The following is an 18,803-nucleotide window of genomic DNA, read 5'->3' as shown; positions in this document are numbered from 1 at the left end:
TTCCTTCCTTTAACATGTATGAAATGTGATTTGTTTATTCAGGTACAAATTAGCAATAGCCTGCAGCACTGGATACTGGGTATGGTGAATCTGGACATCATCCACAAGTGTTTGGTAAGTTGTCTCCGGTTCTGTGTATAACTCATCCATAATATCCGATTCGTTGTGGATTACTTTTTCCTGCTCCATACTTGTGACAAGCTCAGCGGTCGTGAGGGATACCTTATCAGCCAGCTTCAGAATGGTATCTTCCATCGGTGAAGAGGGTTTCTTCTTTAAATATCTGCCAAACTCTTTTGCACCAATAGTTCCTTCCAGATAAAGCTGAACGCAGCCAAAGAGCCGGATGGGAAAGGTATCCTTCAAGGGAATAATGGTCAGACTGCCGAGAAGGCGATATAAGGCATCCACCCCTGTCAGTCCAATTCCGCTTACAACCAGACCGCGTAAGGAAAGTCGGTTCAGATAGTGTTGGAAGGATAAGCCTTTCGGACCTTCTTTCTGTATCTGGCGCAGGGTATAGGCATCCTGGAGTTCATGGAGCGTCAGAATCTGGAAGGCAAGACAGCTCCAGAGCAGCAGCTCGTCATCCGATAGTCCATATTCTTGTCCATCGTTGATTACAAGAGGAATGGATTTTCCGCCTGTCGTTTTTTGAAATTTTAAGGTTCCGACAGCAGTATAAAGTGTCAGCATAAAAGTTCCCTCCTTCAAGGTTAAGTCAGAAGTGCATAGAGTGCATCATCCTGCTGTAATAGTTTCCGTGCTTTGCTCTGCCATGCCCGTACACGATTGGCTGGTACTTGGTAGTGTTTTGCCAAGTCAAAGCTGGTATATCCCTGCTGTTGCAGATAGAGGGCTACAATTCCCTTCTGAATAGTTGAGGACTGTCCGGTGCCAAGCTGGGTTAAATGCTCAAGAAGCAAGGTCTGGTTTGTGTCCTTTTCCGGGTGAGTTGTTTGTGTATCCTCGTAGGAAAACAAATCACGATAATGGAGATGTTCATCTTCAGATGATGCTTCGTCCAGAGAACAGAGCATGGAGCGGTCACGGGCAATTTTCCGCCAGTAGTCAAAGATGGCATGACGGATGATAGTTTTGGCATAAGGCTGGAATGATCTTCCTTCCTCAAATCCGACAGCCGACCGGCACAAAGCCAGATATCCAATCTGACATAATTCCTGTTGTTCTTCCTCAGTTACATAGGCAGCGGTGCGGGTCATGGAACGAATCATGATCGGAACCAGATCCATGGATTTTTCCACCAGTTGTTTTTGCTTTTTATTTAGTGGTAAGGTCATCATCAATCACCGCCTTTCAGCTGGCTGCCCGGAGGCGGAAGGGAATATGGTTGTTCTTTAAAACATCTGCGGATTCCCGAATGAGCTGGTCGCACATATAGTTGCTGAACTGTCCGATGTGAGCCTGCTTATCTGTCAGACAGAACTTATCTGCCACCCAGCGATATGCTTCCGGTTTGGAAAGGATGCCCTGTTGCCAGATCTGATCGAAAATTCGATGTGCCTGAATCCGCTTTTGACGAAGCTCCCGGTTGGCGAGCGTTCCTTTTGGTATCTTGGTTCCCGGATGTACCCCGACATAGGAATTGCAGGATGGATAGTGGGAGCAGACATAAACCTGTCCGCCATGAGAATGCGTTCCATATACAAAGGATGCATCTCTTAATATTGCTGTTCCGCCGCAGTAAGGGCAGCGGATGATTTTTGGTTTCTTCATCTGTTTTCACCTCGCTTGTACATACACGATACGTAACGTGTACGTGAATAACCAGTACGTACTGTATACTTATATTGTAAGTAAGCAGGTGATGAATTCCCATAGGACGCAAGCGGATACTGATCCCAGATTCGGACTAAATGGCACGAATCCCCATTTTTCAGATGCCGGGATAGAAAATTGCTCGGATGAGCGGGAATAAGCCGCTGTCTGTGAAACGTGGATAATTAACCGGTGTAAAGATGAACTTCTCACAGAAAATCCGTAGCAGGAATAAGCTGATCAGTACCAGACAGAGCAGGTAAGTGTTCCTGCGCCTTCTGGTCCATGGCTTTTTCGGACGGAATTTCACATACAGGACAAAAATCATGGGAATAAATATCAGGTTCGTAAAGACCTGATCGATACATTGGATGATTGAAATTACGTTTAACATAGGCAGTGCCTCCTTTCTTTACATATCCTGTACGTATAAGAGCCTGAAAGTGCAACTTTTTGTTACCAGTCATATTGCTGGTTCTCCTGAAGCCGGAGCAGTGCCGGAATGGGACATGGCTTTAAAGGCAGCTTCTGAGCGGCCAGATAGGGCAGATAAAGCTCTGTAAAAGCAGCAATGCTCATGCTTCCGGTACATTCGGTTGGCTCCGGTATCCGGGGAAACAAAAGCGCTGCATCTGAAAGAGGGAGGATGCAGGGGCTTCCCGTTTCATCCGGATGGAATAAAAAGCCAGAGTTCTCACAGCTTTCCTGTGCGTTACAAGTGCGGCACCAGACGTAGATACAGGAGTGCCAGTTCCCTTCACAGAGGTTCAGAAAATGACGGATGTGCTTGGCATCTGTCTTGCAGTGGGGGTGTTTCATATTCATCACCTACTAAAGAAGCAGGCAGTTCCATGTGGGAGCTGCCTGCAGGAGTCTTCGTTATGAGTTACTGATGTTTCTTTTTGCGTTTGAAGTAAACGATGCCCAGGACACTTGCACCTGCAAGTGCAGCTATGGCGATTCCGGCATACAGGAGAAGCGGCGTCTCATCGCCGGTCTTTACAGGCGGAGCTACCGGAGGCGTCTCCGGTTCTTTCGGAAGCTCCGTCATGTGTACGGTCTGACCTTCATCCTTCAGATCCTCATGGGAAGCAATCTCATGCTCGGTTTTTCCGTCTGTATAGTAGAGCTTTTCAAAGACAACCACATCCTGTCCGGCAAGAGCAGAAGCGTCGAAGGTAAAGGTAACTTCCACAGAGCCGCCAGCTTTTTCTGCTTTAAATTCTGCCTGAGCGGTAACTGGTTTTCCGTCTTTTAACAAAGCCTCTCCGGTTTCCTTATTCATCAGGGTTCCGATGACTTTGTACTCAGATCCAGGCATCAGACCATGATAAGTGACCGTATCTACGATAGTCGCTTCCTTGGAAGCAGAGACATCCTGATCCCCGTCACTGCCGTCTTTGGCTGTGGTTTTGATTTCCGGGAAGTAGATGGTCTGGTTGGCATCTTTGATGTCCGCATGTACCGCTACTTCGTGATCTTCAAAAGTCATTGTTTCAAATGCCACGAGCGTTTTTCCGGAAAGTGCAGAGGCATCAAAGGTAAAGGAAAGCTCTACGCTGCCGTTAGCTTCTTCCGGAGTGAAACTTGTTTCTGCAGTCACAGCTTTGCCATCCACATCGAAAGGTTTTTCGGTTTCCGCATCCATGAGTGTTCCTGTCAGCTTGTACTCTTTGCCTGGGATCAGGTTTTTGTATTCCACAAGGTCTGTAAGCGTCAGTTCTTTTTCCGGTTTTGCATAGTGTGTGCCGGAAGCAGCATCTGTTGCAGTGGTTTTGATTTCCGGGAAGTAAATAGTCTGTCCTTCATCCGCAATGTCTGTGTGTACGGCAACTTCCTTGTCTTTGTAAGCCAGGGATTCAAAGACAACTACTGTTTTCCCTTTTAAGGAGCTGGCATCAAAGGTAAAGGTAACATCTACCGTACCAGCGGATTCTTTTGGCTTGAAGGATGCTTTTGCTGTCACCGGTTTTCCGTCTGCTTCGACTGGTTTCTTTGTTTCTTTATCTATCAGAGTTCCAGTCACTTCATATTTCTGGTTAGGAACCAGCCCCTTAAAGGAAACCGTATCCACCAGCGTGATTTCTTCCTTTGCACAGGAAATATTGGAGTTCGTGTCCGCATCTTTCGCAGTAGTCTTGATTTCCGGGAAATAGATGGTCTGGTCTTCATCGTTGATGTCGGTATGGACTGCAAGCTGCATCTCATCCTGATATAATTCCTCGAAGACAACGGTTGTTTTTCCCTTTAAGGAAGTTGCATCAAAGGTAAAGGTTACTTTGACGGAGCCGGAGGATTTCTTTGCAGTAAATTCAGTTTCAGAAATCACCGGTTTTTCATCCACAAGGATTGGTTCCCCGGTTTTTTTATCCATTAAGGTTCCAGTCAGTTTGTATTTCTGGCCCTTTTTCAGTCCTTCGTATTCCACAACGTCTTCAATGGTCACTTCTTTTGCCGGCTGGCTCATGTGTGTACCGGTCTCGGCATCCAGAGCAGTCGTGCCGATCTCAATGGCATCATCGGTCAGAGTTCCAACCTGTATCAGAACAGAATCCTTATAAACCTTGACTTCAAAGGTTAAAAGATCCATGCCTTTGTTGGAATCACAACGCTGTTCCGCCAGAGTGTAAGTATCGTAAATGAGAGCGCCTTTGGAATCATCCGGTTTGGAGGTGCCGAACCAGATGCCGTCTTCCGAAGACTCACCCCGGTTGGTATTTGCGGTATGTTTGTTCCATTTGGAGGAAGTGCTGGCATAACCGTTGGCATCTGTCACAATCACATGGCTTTCGCCTGTTGTTTTGGAAGTGATCTTAAATGGCACATTTGCCAGACGGTTCTGGCTGCCGTCAGCAATCTTGACAAATTCCAGATCCCCGCGGATGACCTGATTGGAGATGGAATTGTCTTTTGCAGTCAGTTCCACGATTTTTCCCTGTTCTGTGATGTCAAATTCTACAGAGATCTTTCCGCTGTTCAGATAACCGGAAGGTGCAGTTGTTTCATCCACACGGTAATGTCCGAATGGGAGAGCATCTTTTGCAGTTGCAGCAGAACCGGATTTATCGGCAGTAAGTGTAAGGACAACCTGATCTTTCGTGTAGGATGTTCCGTCTACTAATACCGGATTTTCATTTAACGTAGTGATCGCAAAGACAGTACCTTCCAAAGTGGCAGAACCCTGCGGTTTTGCTTCTCCGGTCTCGCTGTCACGTTTCTGGATCTTCACTCCGCCACGGATGACAGATTCTTCTATGGTAGAAGACTGGTATACCGAAACCATTTCCTGCTTACCGTCACCTGTAATTTTCTGTACGAAGACAGTTGGATTGAGCTGGTATCCGGCAGGGGCTTTGCTTTCCTGTACCGTTATGGTACCGAGCGGAAGACAGACGGTCTTGCCATCACTGGTATAGTAAAAGGCATCGCCGCTTACAAAGGAATCTTTGGTAAAATGCATCTTTCCGGAAACATCTGTTTTTAATACCCAGGTACGTGCCGGTTTCTTTCCAGCTTCCGCAGGATCACTGTCAGACTGCTCGGTATAGAACTTGACTGTAAATTCTGCGTTTGCAAGGGAAGCTGCTCCCTGTGGGGAGGCTTTCTTTGTTTCGGCATCCAGCTTTTCAAGCACCAGATTCATGGGATTATTCTGCGGAATATCTGTTACGTTTGCAGCAGAAGTCTGTTCTGCTTTTACGGTGACTTTGTGAGCTTTGGTGTCTACAATGTAGCCTTTGGAAGCAGAGAGCTCTTTTATGGTATAATCGCCTTCCTCCAGTTCGCCGGATCTGGCATACCCGTTTTCATCAGTGGTCAGTTTCTGGATGAGCTTCTCACCCTGATAGATCCCATACACAGCACCCTTTAAGCTGTAATTCGGATTCCCGTCCGATACGCTTCCGTTGGCAGAAGATTTTTTCAGTTCGATCCAGCCGTTTGGAACCTGATACCAGCTTCCGGCAATGGTCTGGCTGCCCTGTCCCGGAACGATGAATGCCCGGAAGCCTTCCGGCGGGTTCGGAAGTCCCTGAATGGCACTGGCTACTTCCAGTGCTTTATCAATATAGGACTGCGGGGCGCCATGGAAAGCTCCGGTGTCAGCGGAATTACCGGCATAGATGTAAGCGACAACCAGATGTCCGATGACATAGCTGTTATCATCACTCCAGCCACTGAAATATTTATCCTTGACGACTTTATCGTAGCCGTAACCGCCGTTTAAGTAGTAGAGCGCTTTTCTGAGCGGGGAGTTCTGGCTTAAAAGGTCATAGGAATAGGAACCAGAGGAAGGTGTTTTCTTCAGTGGTTCCACGCAGTAGGCAGTATTGCTCCCGTCAAAGCTCATGCGGGAGGTAAAATAGCTGCCGTAAGGGATATTGGCACCTGCCTTATAGCTGATGGTGCCGTCGGCTGCATGAACCGGAAAACTGCCGGAAAACAATGCGCCGACTGCGACAAGGACTGCCAGCAGCATAGCCAGCGTCCGTCTGGTATAGGATTTGTATGTCTGTAACATAAGTCTCCTCCTTCTTGAAGTTCAAATGAAAAGGGCAGCGTCAGTGCTGCCAAAAGTTACACAGCCTGTTTCTTCTGTTTCGCAAGGATTTCCAGAAGCTCCTGCCGATCTGTGGTAATCAGCTCCTTTTCCAGATTGGAAGCCTTAAATTCCACAGTGATGTTATTGTTGTTGGTTGAGATCAGACCGTTGCCCCGCTGGAAATGGGTGATGTTCATTACTTCTGTTTCCGATAGATGCAGGATAGTCTTCACCCGCTGTGCCTCTTCATCCTCCATGTTCAGGATAATCTTGGTCTTGCAGTTATTGATGATACCCTTGCCGTACTTCCCGTCATCCAGAGCAAAGAAGTCGTTTAAATCCTGTGTGGCAAAGATGCCGGCTCCGGAGTAAGCACGGATGATCTTGGCAATCTCCAGTACGAATTCCGCTGCAAGCCGGTTGCTGGATGCACCGATGAGCTGCCAGACCTCATCGACAAAGATGGCTTTCTCTTCGGTACGGTTTTCCTTCGCTTTATCCCAGACATAATCCAGGGCAACGAACATGCCGACCGTTAAAAGATCGCTGGAACCGGTCAGTTCGGAGATATCCAGTACCGTATATTTATTGGTCAGGTCCACATTGGTCTGCTGGTTAAAGGAAGAAGCAGAACCGTGAACCAGGCGGTTCAGGATATGAGCCAGACGTTTGGTATCCTCGCTTTCCAGCAGGACATTGTAGACATCCTCCAGAATGGGCATCTTTTTGTACTGCTCCGGATGCTGCGGATCTGTCAGGGATTCATTTTTATGTGTAATCCCTTTTCTGGCATAGGTTTTGATTAGGGCTTCATCCAGAAGCTGCTTCTCCTCATGGGACATATCCGGGATCAGCAGACTGAAGAAGATGTGAAGCCTTTGGATCTTGCCTGCCAGTGCGGAGGCATCCAGTGTCGGTCCGTCCAGCAGTTCATTTACAGAATTGTCTACCTTCCGGATTTCCATGATGTTGATACAGTTCTTACTGGCAGGAGAGATCTGGATAAATTCTCCGCCGACATTCCTTGCAGCCCGGTAAAATTCGTGTCCCTTTAGCGGAGCGATGATGAACACCTGGATGCCTTTTCTTCGCATCCTTAGTGCCATGGTCTGCATGGTGAAGGTCTTTCCTGCTCCCGAACAGCCTAAGATACAGATGTTGCTGTTCTTGTACTGCCTGGAATCAAAGATATCCGCAATGACCAGGGAATTGTTATGCTTGTTTACCCCAAAGAGGATTCCGTTATCATCGCAGATACTGTAGCTGACGAAGGGATAGCAGCTTGCCGCCCCGGAAGTCAGTACGTTCCGCTTGGACAGCTTAAAAAGCTTCTTGTCCAGATTTGCCAGCGGCAGAGAGGATAAAAATCCCTGCTCCTGTAAAAAGTAGCAGGAGTGTAAGTTCATATCCTGCGAGATCAGGAGCTTTTTCATTTCCTGAATCCGCCACTGCAGTTCTTCCAACGTGGAAGCAGTAATGGTGATGAGAAGATTCATGTAATAGAAATCTTCGTTGTTGGCAAGTCCCTGCTTCAGAAAATATCCGGAGCGGATGGCAGAATCCAGATCGTCATAATCAGTGTTGGTATCGGACGCATCCTTTAATTTGGAACGGTTGATACGGATCTGCTGACCGAGACGCTGCTGAATCTTGTCCTTTGGCTGTTTCTGGAGAAAGAAATCAATATCAATCCCTTCCCCGGCATTGACAAGGAGTGACAGCCATCCGGGAGTTACCCGGTTTTTGTAGCCGTCAGACGGCACAAGCAGGTAGGAATGGTAAAGCCCATTGATCTGCACATAATGGGAGTGCTTGAAATCCACACTTTCCGGTGCGAGAAACTCGTTGATCCGGATGTGATCCAGTTCCTCCATGCGATTTTCCTTTGTATAGGCGGACAGTACAGTGCTGATCCGGTTCGAAAGCGGAACCTCCGTACAAAGGGTACGGTTTAAAAGGGTGTAGAGAACATCCGTAGTAAATTCATCCTCATTGTCATGGGAGACCACTTCATTCCCGCACTGGTATAGAAAGGTTTTGGCGGTCTGGGAGGCTGTCTCAAGAGCAGCAAGGATTTCCCGTTCCTCTTCCTTTCGGTTTGCGTTGAATGGTTCATATTCAAAGATCAGAAAGAACCGTCTGGATACTGCTTCTCTGGAACTTAAGTTCTGGACAAACTGGATGTAGTCACGCTGCAGTTCCTGACAGTGGGGATCGGTTTCCCGCTCCAGCTCCAGCTGGGACTGCTCCAGATGCTTATTGATGTCTGCTTTTTTGGAGATCATCTTGATCTGGAGTTTGACAGGGCTGATCTTTAAGTAACTGATAAAGCTGTAGATAATGCCCTGCTGTTCCCTGGCACTTCGAAGCAGAAAGTTGATTGGTTCAATCTCCAGGATCTTCACGTACCGTCCGTCTGTGGTATAGACGATTCCGTTTGCGATTTTTTCCACCGGAAGATAATCCTCCAAGGTCTGGTCTTTCTTTCGCTTTTTCCGGGAAACGGGTTTTGACGTGGCAGATGAGGTGTCCTCCTTGGAAACCACCTTTTTTTTCTGCTCTTTTTTTGCAGCCCGCTTTTCGGAAACTGCCCGTTTTTCTTCCTCCTTTCGTCTCCGGGCTTCCGTTTTTTTCTGTATTTTTATCTGTTTCGCCGCCTCTTTTTTCTGTCGGCTGGCTTCTTTCTGCTCCCACTTCAGATAACGGATATCTTCCTTTGCCTGTTTTTTGATGCCCCGCTTGGTGGAGGTATCAAACTGCCGGTGTTCTTTTTTTTTACTTTTTGGCGGAGCTGGTGCGTCCGGTTCAGACTGTGGGGGAGCCGATGCCATTACTTTGGAAGGCTCTGCCATTTTTTCTGCTTTCCGGTGTTTCTTTGTCTTTGGCTCTTTGAAACGTGGTTTCCTGCGTGGCTTTCCTTCCGGAAGACTGTCGGACCTCCAGATTACCCTGCGGTTCACTACAAAACGCAGGGCATTCATCAAAAAGGCAGTGATGCTCTCCCCGCCGATTCCAATCAGGGCTACCATTGCCGCTGGAAGTGCGGTCATGCAGAGAATGATGATGCGGGCAGTCAGGGACAGCGGCAGGTGGAAAACAGGGATACCGATTGCCAGGGAAAGAACAATGCTTTCTATGGCATTGCGGATGTCAAAAGTTCCGTTTAGGATCTTGCCTTTCTCAATGAAGTTGGAAGGGATAAAGGAAACCGGTGTTTCTTCTGGCTGTGTCATGGCTGCACCTCCTTTTTCGTATCTTTCGCATCTTCGGAAGGCACAGAGGCACTGCCGGATTCTGTGTCCGGAGCTTCCGGGCTGTCAGAAGTATCCGGATACCCGCCTTCCTGCAGGTGTTCAATGTCCTGCGAAGTCAGGGACGGCAGGGAATCATCGGTTTGCTTTTCGTAAACAGTCGTATCTGCAGAGACCTGTACCCCGTCTTCTCCAAATAAAAACACACCCGTCGGGGTGTGATAGGTAACCGGAAGCGTATCCTGATCGGAAAGTGAAAACATCAGGCAGACGGTTGTTTCGGTAGGGTAGCTGGTTTTTTCCGGCAGGAAGGTGATGCTTGTCTGTTCTTTTTTGACATACTCTTTTAGGTAGACAGGAAACTGCCCTTTGAGAGAAGCAATCTGGCTGTCGGAGAAAAATGCTTTTAAAGCATCAAAATCCAGATATTCCGGCATGGGGGTATCAGAATTTGTTTCTGTTGTTTCCTTTGCCGGTTCCCTGCCTTTGTTTCCGGAAGCTTCTTTTTTCTGGCTTTTCCAGAAACTGGGGAGAACCAGTCCGGCAAGCAGCAGAAACAGCATCAGAAAAATGGAAAGAATCACTTTTGTTCTGTTCATAATGGCTCCTTTATTTTTTGTCGAAGATCCAGTAGGCATTTGCCGTAGCATGGATTTCCGACATCATATCAAATTCACGGTTAATATAGTTCTTTGCGTCACTGTCATTGGGATCATTGACCAGTACCTTGCCGTTTGCCGTAACACCTCGGAGTACGATGAAGTGTCCGCCGCTGGTGAAAAGTCCTGCCCGCTGAGAGGAGATGACCGGACAGCCTTCGGAGAGTGCCTGAAGTACCGTATTGGCATTGCTGGTCTGTGTGACGCTGCCACAGCCGAAATGACTGGCTGCAGCCTGAAAGTAGCTCCAGTAGGTTCCAACTCCCGGCTTGTAATAGGAATTCCCGCACCATGCCACCGCATCCGGAGGGGTAATGGTATTCCCGGTCAGGTAGCTGGCGATCATGGCAAAGCTGGTAGGCCCGCAGCCGGAAGATGCGATGGAGCCGCCGCCATAAGGAATGTTCCCGTAATCGGTCTGGAGATAGTGCGGAATCTGCATTCCGTTTGCCGGATAGCTTCCGCCGGTATTGGTAATCTGATAATACCGGAGAACATGCTCCACATATTCCTTGTCCCCATACCGGGCATAATGCCAGTTCGGACGGGCACACATCATATCCGAATAAGCAATGGCGTTTTCTTTGGTATAACCGCCGTCACGTTCCATTGCCCAGTCGATATAGCCGGAGCCGTAATTGTAACCCTGAAGCGCCAGCTTGATGCGGTCCAGGTCGGTAGGTCCGGTACATCCTGCTTTATCCAGTGCATACTTTAATTCCTGAATCCCACATTCGATGGAATAAGCAGGATCGGTGATGCCGTTGGGGACATGGGGGTATTTCTTATTAAAGCCGCCTTCTGCCGCCTGCATGGGATCGCTTCCACGCCCGCCGCTTTCCTGCATCATGACTGCCATGAGGAGTTCCACATAAGCTTCCATGCCGTATTTCTGTGCGACCTGCTGGATGGTAGCCCGGTAAGCCAGCACCTCATCGCTGACACCTACCGCCATGGCAAGACCGGAAGCGGAGCCGCCAAAGAACATGGTCAGGTTTTCCACATAACTGTCTGCCGTTTTTTTCTGCTTATCGGTCAGATGAAAGACGTGATCTGCAAAGTAGGCATCTCCGGCATAGCTGACCGTGTAGGTATGGCGGGTAAAAGTAACCTTTCTGGGTGGTGCATTTTCCTCTTCCGCCGGAACTTCCACCGTGGCCGTTTCTGAAGTAACGTCATAAGAAAAAAGCCCGTCCTCGTTTTCCCGGATCAGGCTTTTGAGTTTGCTGATATTTATATTTTTATAGTCATCCTGGCTGGCACAAAACTGTGCGATGAGCTGGTTCGCATTTACGATGATACTGGAAGCGTAAGGATCGCTGATAGAGGCAGTATCTCCTTCCGGGAGTCTGGCAATTTCCGCATTGATCTTAGCAAGCAGTGCATCATGGCTTTCCTGAAGCACCTCCACGATTGCCTGATTGGAAGCCCGGATATTTTCACTGATTACCGTGTTGCTGGTCAGTGCTCCGGTATTTTCAGAGAGGTCTCCGAAGACGAGTCCCGGAAGCATGACAAGGAACAGAATGGGAAGCATCAGTACACCGCCGACGGCTGCTCCAGTTTTCGCAAGGGTGCGCCTGTGCCGGAATACTGTACCGATGACAGCAAGAGGACTGCCCATCAAGGCTGTTTTTGGCATGTTACATACGCTCCTTTCGCTGTGGGGCTGGCGGCAGTTTCTGGACAATGGATTCATTGTAGGCTACTTTGCCGCTGCCGGAAGTATATGGTGTTTTTTCGACCGTATCCTGTGCATACTGCTTGTACCAGGTGGAACCATCCACGGACTGTACCGTAGAGTAGGAGCCCTGAGTAGGAGCTGCATACTGGTCGGCATGGTACAGGGCAAAATCCCGGTTTCCGGAGCTTCCGGTTTCGGTACCGGTGATCCTTCCGCCACCGATTTCTACATTATCATAGGAAGAACCGCCGCCCGGATTGATGCCCATATAGGAAGTAAAGGCTTTCTGTGCGTCTGCTCCCTTGATGGAACCTACCTGACCGTAATTTCCCTGTGCAATGTTGCTGATGACCTGATTGGCAAAGTCTCCGCCTTTGTTCAGGGATGACTGGTAGAGCATGTTTCCGATACTGCTGTGTTCGGTATAACCGGTTGCGGAATTGACCGCTTCTCTTTGTACCTGTCTTCCCACTGCCCCGGCAAGCCCGCCGGATAGGAAGCTTCCTGCGACAGCCGCACTTCCGGGAGAAGAGGCTTTGTGGTAGCCGCCACCACCATGGGAACGCATGGAACCGGTCAGGCTCCGTCCTGCAATCAGAAGTTCAGCCATCATGTTTCCTCCGGTATTGCCGACATTGATGCCAAGCGATGCCAGAAAAGAATCAATTTTCTGGGATACCTTTAAAAAGGCAATGGCACACAGGAACCAGACGAAGACATTTCCGGTTACCGCTTCCTTTCCCTGACTGGCAACTGCCGCTTCCACGTCTGCTTCCGTAAGCTCCGCTGCAAAGACCGGCATGGAGCAAAACAGTACCAGACAGGCAGTTAGTACCAGGAATGGTATGAGTTTCTTTCTAAGTTTCATTTTGGTCCTCCTTTCTTATAGGGATAACGGATTGGCAAGGAAGGTGCCGACCATAGAAGTAAACAGCCGCAGGCACCACGCATTCATCAGAAGCAAAAAGAACTGGCCGCCAAGCATCCGGCACCAGCTTTTGAAGATATTTCCGGTTGACTGGCTGGCACCCATGGAAAAAGCTGCCGGGGCTGTGTAGACCAGTACCCCCAGAAGAATATAGCGTTCTGCCGCTTCAAAGAGCAGTTTGATGTAGTTCCACGCCAGAATCAGTACCAGAATCAGTGCAATGATGGCTACCGCCCCATTTGCACAGACTCCCAGGATGACTGTGACTACGGAGTTAAAATCCGCAAATTTTAAAGGCGGCAGGTCTTCCGTCAGAATCCAGTTGTACGGTGTTCCTGAAATCTTCAGGAGCAGATCCACAATATCTTTCGCATAGAAGGTGAGAAAGATAAAGAGGAAGGAACGGATGGACAGCTTAATGGGATCTTCCGCTTCGATACCGGCTCCCATAAAGTAATTTTTAAAGAGCTGCCATACCCAGTTTAAGAGGATCAGCCCGATGCCCAGTGCCAGAAAGACCTGATACATGGTCTCGGCAGCAGGAAAGTAGCGAAGAAACGTATCCATGGAACAGCCCAGAGCACCGAGGACTGAAGTGGTGATCAGATCCAGAATGTTCATGACCTGTTCGGCAATCCATTCCACGATTCCGTCAAGTATTCCCATAGTGGCATCTCCTTTCGTCTATCCGTTCCATTTTCCGCCTGCAAAGAACGGGGTGATGTAAGCCATGATAAAGCCAAGCCCGTTTAAGATCGCCCAGGTAATGACGATACGCTTGAGCCATGCACGTGATTCGTCCACGGTTTTTCCGCTTTTGGAAAAATTCATCATCAGAAGGGCAACCGATGCCGTTACGACTGCAGCAATGGTGGAAATGAGGATAATCTGGTTATAGACATCCTTCATGATCTCATTGGCTTTGGTCCAGATGGTAGCGGCAAAAACCGGCTGTGTGTATCCGCAGAGGACTGTGACAGCCAGAAATGCAGCATACAGGCATCTGCCATAATTGACATGCCGTTTTGTGTCCGGCGGAGCGTTTTTCAGTTTGTGTTTCACGTAAAAGTACCTCCTTTTTATAAGAGCGGCAGGAGAATTACCTCCCCTGCCTTTGCTTATGGTTTTCCTGCCTCAAGAAAGGACGCAGCCCGGTCAATGCAGGCTGCGTCCTAAATCAAAGTATGAAATTGTAAAGATCCTCCTATCTTACAGAAAAAACGCAGCTTATTTGCCGCAGGAGAGGCTTCCCATACGGCAGTGCTGCGTTTCGTTCTGCATATAATTTTGACAATATCAATTTTAACATGGGTAAATTACCGCTACAATCGCAGGACTGTGCCAGTTACAGACGATGGAGTGCCAAAAATGTGACCAACGCTAAAAGCGTTATAAATGCAATCCTTATGGATACTGTAAGCGTGATTTGCAACCAATTATACTGGATTTACATGACTAATGCTTTAAGCGTTAGTGAATACTGGAAGGAGGAGGTGTGCGTGTGAAAGGAATGGGAAAGGCAATCCGCAGGTACAGGGAAGAGGCAGGAATTACGCAGGAGAGACTGGCTGAACTGGTGGATATCAGTACCAACCATCTGGGTGCGATTGAGCGGGAAGTGAAAACACCTACGATGGAAACATTTGTAAAGCTGTTGAATGTATTAGGTGCGGAACCGAATGAAGTGCTGAAGGAAGTGATTCCTCTTACCAGAATGGAACATACTTCTGTAGTGGAAGGAAAGCTGGAAAGGCTCACACCGAAGAAGCAGGAAAGCGTGCTTCGGATGCTGGATGTGATAATTGAAGAGATGATGAAATAGAAGCTGTCTGCGAAATTGCCGCAGGCAGTTTTTTTGAAAGCTGTATATGCAATAAAACACATAAAAATATGCGATTTATGATGAAAGTGATTGCAAGATTTGATATAGTAATCCTAAAAGCATTATAAAACTAATTCTTAAAGGATGACTATAATATGAAAAAGGGATATGTGGGATTATTGGCATGTGCGTCAGGAATTCTGATCGGACTGGGAATCAGCCGGCTGGATCTGACAGGTTATCTTGAAAAAACACAGGAGCAGGAATATCACCCGGTAGAAAGAAAGGTGCCTGAATCAGTAGAAAGCAAGCTGAAAGATCCAAAACAGTGCTGGCTGTGTGGAAGCGATGAACGGAGTATGATGGATTATTTCCGGAAGTTTGACGATCTGGGAGTGATCTGTACCAATCACTGGTATGTGATGGATATGCATATCCGGAATCATGATGAGGACGGGAATCTTACCGGCCCGCAGGGAAACGGGCATATGGGTTATACCGGGACAGGAGAAGGCGGCTGCTTTTTCCATACGGAGCAGATGTCGGATTACGGGATTTCCGAAGTATCGGTGGATTACGGGGAAGATAGTATCTTCGATGTGAAAAAAGTACAGAACCATCTGTGTCAGGAATGCCTGGATAAGCTGGTGGAAAGCATGGAGGTATTCTGTGAGGAAACGCAAAAACCCAAGCCCCGTGATCTGGTACTGGTGGATTTTCAGACATTGGAGCTGTACGCCATTCAGGAGCATAATGCGGGATACTTTATCCGGGATTATTATGTGGAAATTGAGTCGGAGGAAGATGGGGTGGAAGTAAAGGCATTTTACTGCCCGAAGCTTAATAACGGGAAAAAGGATGGAGAATAAATTGAGGTTTGCATTGGTGAGGAGTATAATGTAAGTACGTGTTATGTATTGGAAAAACTTGAATTTAGCAGAAAGAAGGATTGTTATGAAATTTATCAATACTAGAAAATTCACATGGATAATTTGTATAATAGGATTTTTGCTTGCTCTTGTAAGTATATTTTTCTTACCGAGTATTATTCCAGTACATTTTGCAAATGGGATTGCGGATGATTATGGAAGAAAAATACAAATATTTTTATTTCCTATATTACAAGTGCTTATCACTTTTTTGACTGGACGAGAAAAAGTAAAATATTGCCTGACACATTCAAAAACTTTCTTAACGGACATTCAGTTTAATTGGATGATAGATGGTGTACTTTTATTGGTAATGTTTGCAGAAATATGGGTTATCTATGCTTCATTTGCATAGAAATACTTGCATAACAATTTACATTTGATTGAGCAGATAAAAATGATTTGAGGTGGTAGCAATGAAAAAGCGATTGGGAATCATAGCCGGAATTTTAGGAATTGTATTGGCAGTCATTGGCATTGTACTGAAGCAGAAAGAAAACACAGCCGTTTCTGTTATTGGTGGTGCGGATGGCCCGACTTCTATTTTCATAGCAGGGAAGTTAAATGGTGATAATTTTATTTTTATGATTGTAGTTGGAATTATTTTATTGATTTTGGCAGGAGTTATTTTTTACAAACGTAAGCATTAAGTTACAGTTTTTTAGACTGTGTATGGCGGAAGAACCGGGAAAGTGTAGATATATCATGGGGATTTTGGAAAAAAATAAAAAAAGTAAGGGTACAGCGTTTGTCTATGATGAGAATAATGATTACTATAAGATGGAAATAAACGGGATTGAATTTGTCTGTGACAGTATACATTCCGATTATGAGAAGCATGCAGTTGAACTGGCACAGGCGTATGAGAAAAGGCTGCCGGATATCGTGGATTATCTTATGCCGGATATAAAGGAGATGTTTGGAATTACAAATCCAGATGTAATAGCAAACTCACTAGGAAAGCCGAGTATAGATTTGGATAGAGGAACACTGACTTATCTGGAGCACACAATGGACAGCCTACATATTATTGAAATGGAATTTGACGGTATCTTCACGGCATTCTATAACTCCTGTATTGATGGATAGGACTTTAGTAACATAGAGCTGCAGTTGTCTACAGCTTTTATCCAGACTTCGGATGTTACAGAGAAGCAATCAGAAATGGATTGATCGATTTCTGAAGCAGTATCCGGTGAAATCCTTGAACATATGAAGGAAAAGTATGTATGTTAATTTTATTTTTATTGTAGACAAAAGATAGGACTGATATGATAAAAGAACAGGTTATTACAAATAGAGGTGGAGTATTTGATGCAGAAAATATTATTACTGGAGGATGACTTGAATCTAAATCGGGGAATTGCCCTGTTACTTTCACGGGAAGGGTATGAGGTTCGTCAGGTTTATACAATAAAGGAAGCAAAAGAAGCATTTCAAAAAGGAGATTATGCTCTTGTTATCAGCGATATTACATTGCCGGATGGTACAGGACTGGATTTTGGAAGGATGGTACGTGCAGGTGGAGATACATATCTTATCTATCTTACGGCTTTGGATCAGGAAATAGATATTGTAAATGGTTATGATACAGGGGCAGATGATTATATTACCAAACCATTTTCACTGATGGCTTTGGTGTCGAAGGTGAACGCATTGATGAGACGGCTTTCTAAGGTACAGGCACAGATTATGTCTTCCGGAGAGATTACGGTGCATATGAAAACGATGCAGGTGTATAAAGGGGATGAACCAGTTACTTTAAGTAAGAAAGAATTCTCTCTGTTGCTGTATCTCTGGGAGAATGCAGGACAGATTGTTTCAAAAGAAAGTATCCTGGAGCATGTATGGGATATAGACGGTCAATTTGTCGATGATAATACGGTTACTGTCAATATAAGCAGACTGAAGAATAAACTTGGAACAGAAGAGATAGCGAATGTGAGAGGACTGGGATATATATGGACCGGAAAGGTAAACAAAAATTAAAACGGTATTTTATCGTATATGTAATCTTTGCAGTATTTTTTACAGTAGGAATGTATCTGATAACAAAGTATGAGGAAAATGCGAAAGCAACGCAGATAGCACTGCTCCTTGCAGAACATCCTGAACTGGAAGGGGAAATAGTTGCAATCTGGGAAAAGTCAGGAACAGTAGATTTTATAAGAGACCGGGACGATCAGAAGATAGAAAGAGTCGTACAGATGCTGGAAGAAACTTATGGTTATCACTCAGGGAGTGGATCTTCAGATGTGGTTATAAGGATTATCTGGGGAATTGGATTACTAGTGGGAGTCATAGTATGTAGCCTGTTCTTGTACCTGGACCGAAGAAAAAACTGGAGCAGATACGGTGATGAGGAACAATTACAGCAATTATATGAATGTCTGCAGGAATTCAGAAAAGGAAAATTCCAAACATATCCTGAAGAAACATCAGAATCGGAACAATGGTTAAAGGTGTGGGAATCTGTAAAGGAGCTGGGGCAATATTTCGAAGATTTGAAGGAACGTCTGGAGCAGGAAGAAAATGGTACGAAGAGTCTGATTACAGATATTTCCCATCAGTTGAAGACTCCGCTTGCATCACTCCGGATGAGTCATGAGCTGGTGGCAGAAAATCGGGTTACAGGAGAAGAACAGAGGGAGTTTCTGGAGCAGGAATCACAGGAACTTACCAAACTGGAACAGCTCTTGAATGAACTGGTAAATCTTTCAAGGCTGGAAACACATATGATCCAGATACATTCGCTTCATGAAAGCCTGAAGAAAACGCTAACAGAGGCTGTCAGTCAGATTTATATGAAGGCAAGAGGAAAAGATATTTCCATTCAGGTGGAGATGGATGATGATATAGTTGTGAACCATGATTCAAAATGGACGGTAGAAGCATTAACGAATATCCTTGAGAATGCAGTCAAATATTCACCGGAACATACAACGATTACAGTGAGGACGCAGGAGCTAGCAAGCAATGTGCTTATTGAAGTAGAAGATGAAGGAATGGGCATTCCTGCGGAGGAACTGCATAAGATCTATCAGAGATTTTACCGGGGAAGGAAAGCAAAGGAACAGGTAAAAGACGGAGCGGGTGTCGGTCTGTATCTTGCCAGAAAGATCATAGAAGAACAGTGTTAACTTCCAGAAATTTTACAACTAAATCGAGCTTCTCCTGATGTAACCGGTACAGATCAAAAACACACTATTTA

19 protein-coding genes are annotated in these 18,803 nt (G+C 46.3%); 7 read left to right on the top strand and 12 right to left on the bottom strand.

The window, feature by feature from the left end:
* Positions 1-9: 9 nt before the first annotated feature.
* The 12 genes from EAI83_RS11160 to EAI83_RS11105 form a co-directional block, all read right to left on the bottom strand.
* Positions 10-696 (bottom strand): hypothetical protein, encoded by a 687-nt coding sequence (locus EAI83_RS11160; protein ID WP_005333502.1) that lies wholly within the window; start codon positions 694-696, stop codon positions 10-12.
* Between the two features lie 20 nt (positions 697-716).
* Positions 717-1,304, bottom strand: coding sequence for a sigma-70 family RNA polymerase sigma factor (locus EAI83_RS11155; RefSeq protein ID WP_005333504.1), 588 nt, complete (start codon positions 1,302-1,304; stop codon positions 717-719).
* A 13-nt stretch (positions 1,305-1,317) separates the two neighbouring features.
* The gene (locus tag EAI83_RS11150; protein WP_005333505.1) at positions 1,318-1,737 is read right to left on the bottom strand and encodes a DUF3268 family zinc-finger domain-containing protein; all 420 of its coding nucleotides are present in this window, start codon (positions 1,735-1,737) and stop codon (positions 1,318-1,320) included.
* 251 nt (positions 1,738-1,988) lie between these two features.
* Complete coding sequence (locus EAI83_RS11145; RefSeq protein ID WP_005333506.1) at positions 1,989-2,246, bottom strand: hypothetical protein; 258 nt, start codon at positions 2,244-2,246, stop codon at positions 1,989-1,991.
* A complete protein-coding gene (locus tag EAI83_RS11140; protein WP_040015509.1) occupies positions 2,236-2,598 on the bottom strand; it encodes a hypothetical protein in 363 nt (120 codons plus the stop codon). The genes EAI83_RS11145 and EAI83_RS11140 overlap by 11 nt, the downstream gene beginning before the upstream one ends.
* Before the next feature lie 67 nt (positions 2,599-2,665).
* The gene (locus EAI83_RS11135; protein WP_023921579.1) at positions 2,666-6,298 is read right to left on the bottom strand and encodes a VaFE repeat-containing surface-anchored protein; all 3,633 of its coding nucleotides are present in this window, start codon (positions 6,296-6,298) and stop codon (positions 2,666-2,668) included.
* Between the two features lie 56 nt (positions 6,299-6,354).
* Positions 6,355-9,552 (bottom strand): TraG/VirB4 family ATPase, encoded by a 3,198-nt coding sequence (locus EAI83_RS11130; RefSeq protein ID WP_023921581.1) that lies wholly within the window; start codon positions 9,550-9,552, stop codon positions 6,355-6,357.
* Entirely contained in the window at positions 9,549-10,169 is a 621-nt protein-coding gene (locus tag EAI83_RS11125) for a DUF5038 domain-containing protein (protein WP_023921583.1), read from the bottom strand. The genes EAI83_RS11130 and EAI83_RS11125 overlap by 4 nt, the downstream gene beginning before the upstream one ends.
* Positions 10,170-10,179: 10 nt before the next feature.
* Positions 10,180-11,871, bottom strand: coding sequence for a lysozyme family protein (locus EAI83_RS11120; RefSeq protein WP_129975397.1), 1,692 nt, complete (start codon positions 11,869-11,871; stop codon positions 10,180-10,182).
* A 1-nt stretch (position 11,872) separates the two neighbouring features.
* Positions 11,873-12,781, bottom strand: coding sequence for a hypothetical protein (locus EAI83_RS11115; protein ID WP_005333520.1), 909 nt, complete (start codon positions 12,779-12,781; stop codon positions 11,873-11,875).
* 15 nt (positions 12,782-12,796) lie between these two features.
* On the bottom strand, positions 12,797-13,507 hold the full coding sequence (locus EAI83_RS11110) for a hypothetical protein (protein ID WP_005333522.1): 711 nt from the start codon (positions 13,505-13,507) through the stop codon (positions 12,797-12,799).
* Between the two features lie 18 nt (positions 13,508-13,525).
* Positions 13,526-13,903: a hypothetical protein gene (locus tag EAI83_RS11105; RefSeq protein ID WP_005333524.1), complete on the bottom strand. Its 378-nt coding sequence runs from the start codon at positions 13,901-13,903 to the stop codon at positions 13,526-13,528.
* Between the two features lie 448 nt (positions 13,904-14,351).
* On the opposite strand from EAI83_RS11105, the gene EAI83_RS11095 reads away from it, so the two are divergent.
* The 7 genes from EAI83_RS11095 to EAI83_RS11065 all read left to right on the top strand — a co-directional run bounded on the left by EAI83_RS11095 (position 14,352) and on the right by EAI83_RS11065 (position 18,732).
* Complete coding sequence (locus tag EAI83_RS11095) at positions 14,352-14,663, top strand: helix-turn-helix domain-containing protein (RefSeq protein WP_179960461.1); 312 nt, start codon at positions 14,352-14,354, stop codon at positions 14,661-14,663.
* Positions 14,664-14,818: 155 nt separating this feature from the next.
* Positions 14,819-15,532: a hypothetical protein gene (locus EAI83_RS11090; protein ID WP_005333529.1), complete on the top strand. Its 714-nt coding sequence runs from the start codon at positions 14,819-14,821 to the stop codon at positions 15,530-15,532.
* Positions 15,533-15,617: 85 nt separating this feature from the next.
* Entirely contained in the window at positions 15,618-15,947 is a 330-nt protein-coding gene (locus EAI83_RS11085; RefSeq protein ID WP_022415592.1) for a DUF1648 domain-containing protein, read from the top strand.
* 61 nt (positions 15,948-16,008) lie between these two features.
* Positions 16,009-16,242, top strand: a complete 234-nt coding sequence (locus EAI83_RS11080) for an LPXTG cell wall anchor domain-containing protein (RefSeq protein WP_005333531.1) — start codon at positions 16,009-16,011, stop codon at positions 16,240-16,242.
* Between the two features lie 55 nt (positions 16,243-16,297).
* Positions 16,298-16,681 (top strand): hypothetical protein, encoded by a 384-nt coding sequence (locus EAI83_RS11075; RefSeq protein WP_226850873.1) that lies wholly within the window; start codon positions 16,298-16,300, stop codon positions 16,679-16,681.
* A 225-nt stretch (positions 16,682-16,906) separates the two neighbouring features.
* Positions 16,907-17,581: a response regulator transcription factor gene (locus EAI83_RS11070; RefSeq protein WP_005333533.1), complete on the top strand. Its 675-nt coding sequence runs from the start codon at positions 16,907-16,909 to the stop codon at positions 17,579-17,581.
* The gene (locus tag EAI83_RS11065; RefSeq protein WP_243113485.1) at positions 17,554-18,732 is read left to right on the top strand and encodes a sensor histidine kinase; all 1,179 of its coding nucleotides are present in this window, start codon (positions 17,554-17,556) and stop codon (positions 18,730-18,732) included. Before EAI83_RS11070 ends, EAI83_RS11065 begins: the two co-directional genes overlap by 28 nt.
* The last annotated feature ends 71 nt before the right edge of the window (positions 18,733-18,803 follow it).

Origin of the sequence: Blautia sp. aa_0143, assembly GCF_004167315.1 — a bacterium.
Taxonomy (GTDB): Bacteria; Bacillota; Clostridia; order Lachnospirales; family Lachnospiraceae; genus Blautia_A; species Blautia_A fusiformis.
This window is presented reverse-complemented; position numbering and strand designations above follow the sequence as displayed.